Raw genomic sequence first — 3,376 nt, 5'->3', positions numbered from 1 at the left:
CGGCGCGCAGCCGAGCCGCGGGCCCACCGCGCGGACGAGGAGCCACGAGCCGCCGAAGACGAGCCAGGGCGTGGCGGCGGCGGCGAGCAGCTCGGGGGCGAGCGACACCGTGTGCACCACGCGCAGCACCAGCGCGGGCAGCGCCACGTTGAGCACGAAGGCGTTGAGCACCAGCGACGTCTGCTCCGGGAAGCGGCCGCTGCGCCGGGCCAGCGCTCCGAGGACGAGGCTGGCGGCCAGCAGCCCGACGAGCTGGCTCATGTCCTCCTCCTGCCAGAAGCACGCGGCGCGGGGCGTCCCTCTCCGGACAGGAGCGGGCGCTCGCGGTGGATGAGCTCGGCGAGGAAATGGAGGGTGGCGCGCACCCGCGCGTTGTGCTGCAAATCCGGGTGCACCACCAGCCCGAAGTCAAGGCGCCTCCCCTCGCTCCGCCGCCGCCCCCTGGCGCTTCCGCGCGGCTTGCCGCAAGCTTCGCCCCGACATGAAGCACCTGTTGGGGCGACTGGCGGCGGAGGTCCGGGCAACGGCGGGGGGACTGCCGACCACCTACTGGTACCTGTGGACGGGCACGCTGGTGAACCGGCTGGGCTCGTTCGTGGTGCCCTTCCTGGCCCTCTACCTCACGCGCGAGCGCGGCTTCCGGGTGGAGGAGGCCGGCCTCGTGGTGTCGCTGCACGGCGCGGGCGGCGTGCTCGCGGGGCTCGTGGGCGGGACGCTCGCGGATCGCGTGGGCCGGCGCACGACGCTGGTGGCGGGGCTGTGGCTGGGCTCGGCGGCCATGCTGTCGCTGGGCTTCGCACGCGCCACCTGGCACATCTCCCTGTCGGCCTTCCTGCTGGGCCTGCTCGGCGAGCTGTACCGGCCGGCGGTGTCCGCGGCCATCGCCGACATCGTGCGGCCCGAGGACCGTCCACGCGCCTACGGCCTGCTGTACTGGGTGGTGAACGTGGGCTTCTCCATCGCCCTGCCGCTGGCGGGGCTGGCCTCGCGCTTCGGCTTCCTCGCCCTCTTCGTGGCGGACGCCTGCACCACCTTCGTCTATGGCGCGATCGTCTGGTGGAAGGTGCCCGAGACGCGCCCCACCCGGGCCCAGCGGGACGCGGAGCCAGCCCACCGGCTGCCCTCGCTGGCCCCCTTCCAGGACGGGGTGTTCCTCTCCTTCGCCCTCCCCGTCCTCCTCACGGCCATCATCTTCTCGCAGAGCAACGTCACGCTGCCGCTGGACCTCACGGCGCAGGGCATGTCCACGGCCACCTTCGGCACGGTGCTCGCGGTCAACGGCGTCCTCGTGGTGCTGCTGCAGCCCTTCGCCGGCCGGATGATGGGGCGCATGCGGCGCGCCTCGGCGCTCGCCTGGGCCTCGGGGCTGACGGGGCTGGGCTTCGGGCTGCACGCGCTCGGCGCCAACCCCGCGCTGGCGACGCTGGCCGTGGTGGTGTGGACGCTGGGGGAGATCGCCCAGTCGCCCGTGGGCTCGGCCGTGGTGGCGGACCTGGCGCCACCCGACCAGCGCGGCACCTACCAGGGCGCCTATTACATGATGTGGGCCCTGTCCGCCTGCCTCGCGCCCTCCCTGGGCTCCTGGGTGCTGGGACGCCATGGCGGGTATGCGCTGTGGGGCAGTTGCCTCGCGGTGGGGCTGTTCGCCGCCGGCTGGCACCTAGCCGTCGCCGATGCCCGCCGCCGCCGCCTGGACACCCTGCGCCTCACCCGCCCCGAGGTGAGCGCCGCGCTCGACTGAGCCCGGCGCCCTCCCTCCGCACTCCGCCAGGCGGGCCCTGGGAGCCTCGCGGAGTCCCGTGACGCTCAGTCACACTTGTCGGAGCCACCCTTCTGGGGCGTGCAGCCTCGCGAGCAGGCGGAGGTGGCGGTCACCAGTCCGTCCGTGCAGGTGTAGAGGGTGTTCGCATCCGCGCCGGAGAAGCCGTTGTCCGTCGACGCGCCGCAGTAGGTCCCATTCGAGTAACGGAAGACGTGGCCGCAGGGGTTGCCATCGGCGCAGTAGCCCAACGCCGAGGTGTAGCGCTGAGCCACGCAGTTGGAGCATGTGGACTTCAGGCTGAAGACACCGTTGCTGCAGCTGTAGACGTTGTCGTAGCTCAGCGGGGACGTGACGTTGGCGCGGCAGCCATACCACGCCTCGTGGTCGACGATGCCGAGGCCGCAGTAGTCGCCCTCGCCATTGAAGCAGCCACAGTCAGGCAGGTTCGACGGCGGCGGGCTCGCGACCGGCTCGGGGTGGATCCAGCAGAGCACCTTCGACTTCGAGAACCACGACTTCTTCGCATCCCAGCCGGTGCTGCCGGTGGGGTCGTTCATGTTCTGCTGCATGTAGTAGACGTTGTCGGCGTCCATGCCGGTGACCACCGCGACGTGGGCGATCGCCAGGCCATTCAGCTCACCCGAGAAGACGACCAGATCGCCAGGGAGCGGCGCCTGGCCCGTGGTGTCCCGGTAGCCGGGGCCCCACACGCTGTACTCGGGCATGGCCGCCGCGTTCGGGCACATCGCGTCAGCGAGCTCGGTGACGACATTGTCGAGGTTGGGATGCTGGTACACGTCCCGCATGAAGCGATTGCCCAGCTCGTCGCACTGGTAATAGCCACCGCCGGAGGGCTGACAGTAGGCGGGAATCCCCATGAATGTGGCGCCGACGACTCCCACCGCCCCGGGAGGGCAGCCATACACCACCAGGTCCGGGGAGCTCAGCGCGGCCTGGCCGCTGCTCGTCTCCAGGGGAGCGTTGGGCAGCTCGCGCGGATCCGTGAAGCATCCGCAGAAGAGCGTGGCGAGCGCGCAGGCCTGCATTGCAATGAAGCGGCGAGTGGGTCGTGACATGGCGTGGACCTTCTTGACCGGCGGGGTTGAAGACGGGGCGGTCTAGAATGCCGACTCGAGTAAAGAATGGAAACGAGGATTTCTCGATTTCGCATCCAGTGAGCGGATTCGCCTGGGAGAGCCCAACACTTTTGGAGGACTTGCTCTTCGAGAGGCTCCTCATGGCTTTCGCCGATGCGCAGATATGCATTTCCGCCCCTGCATGAAACTCGGCCTTTCAGAAGTCATGGGCGATGCGTTTTAGTATTGAGAAAGACAGCTCAGCGCAGAGGGCATCCCTGACATGGAGGGCATATGGGCGGATTGAATGTGTTGCATCGCGTGCCGCGGGGGCTCGTGGTGGCGCTACTCCTGGCAGCGGGGACCGCGGGGGCCTCGACGCCGTTCCAGCGAGGCATGGTGAGCATCACGCTGGATGACGGCTGGCCGTCGCAGTTCACGGCGGCGCGCCCGGCGCTCAACGCACGCGGCATCCCCGCCACCTACTTCCTGGTCACCGAGGGCATCCGCAACGGGTGGACCGGCTATATGACGGTGC

General features: G+C 69.9%; 3 protein-coding genes and 1 pseudogene. 2 read left to right on the top strand and 2 right to left on the bottom strand.

Features of this window, described 5'->3' with window-relative positions:
- Nucleotides 1-261: pseudogene (locus tag VF697_RS02050) on the bottom strand (AEC family transporter); the annotation flags it as partial.
- Nucleotides 262-481: 220 nt separating this feature from the next.
- On the opposite strand from VF697_RS02050, the gene VF697_RS02045 reads away from it, so the two are divergent.
- Entirely contained in the window at nt 482-1,741 is a 1,260-nt protein-coding gene (locus VF697_RS02045) for an MFS transporter (protein WP_331091727.1), read from the top strand.
- Between the two features lie 65 nt (nt 1,742-1,806).
- Here the strand turns inward: VF697_RS02045 and VF697_RS02040 are convergent, their stop codons facing one another.
- Entirely contained in the window at nt 1,807-2,838 is a 1,032-nt protein-coding gene (locus tag VF697_RS02040; protein WP_331091725.1) for a CHAP domain-containing protein, read from the bottom strand.
- A gap of 294 nt (nt 2,839-3,132) precedes the next feature.
- Between VF697_RS02040 and VF697_RS02035 the strand changes: the two genes are divergently transcribed.
- Nucleotides 3,133-3,376, top strand: a 244-nt coding sequence (locus VF697_RS02035) for a polysaccharide deacetylase family protein (protein ID WP_331091723.1), incomplete at its 3' end; no start/stop codon positions are given.

The organism is Archangium sp., from assembly GCF_036388035.1.
In the GTDB taxonomy this organism is placed as follows: domain Bacteria; phylum Myxococcota; class Myxococcia; order Myxococcales; family Myxococcaceae; genus Archangium.
This window is presented reverse-complemented; position numbering and strand designations above follow the sequence as displayed.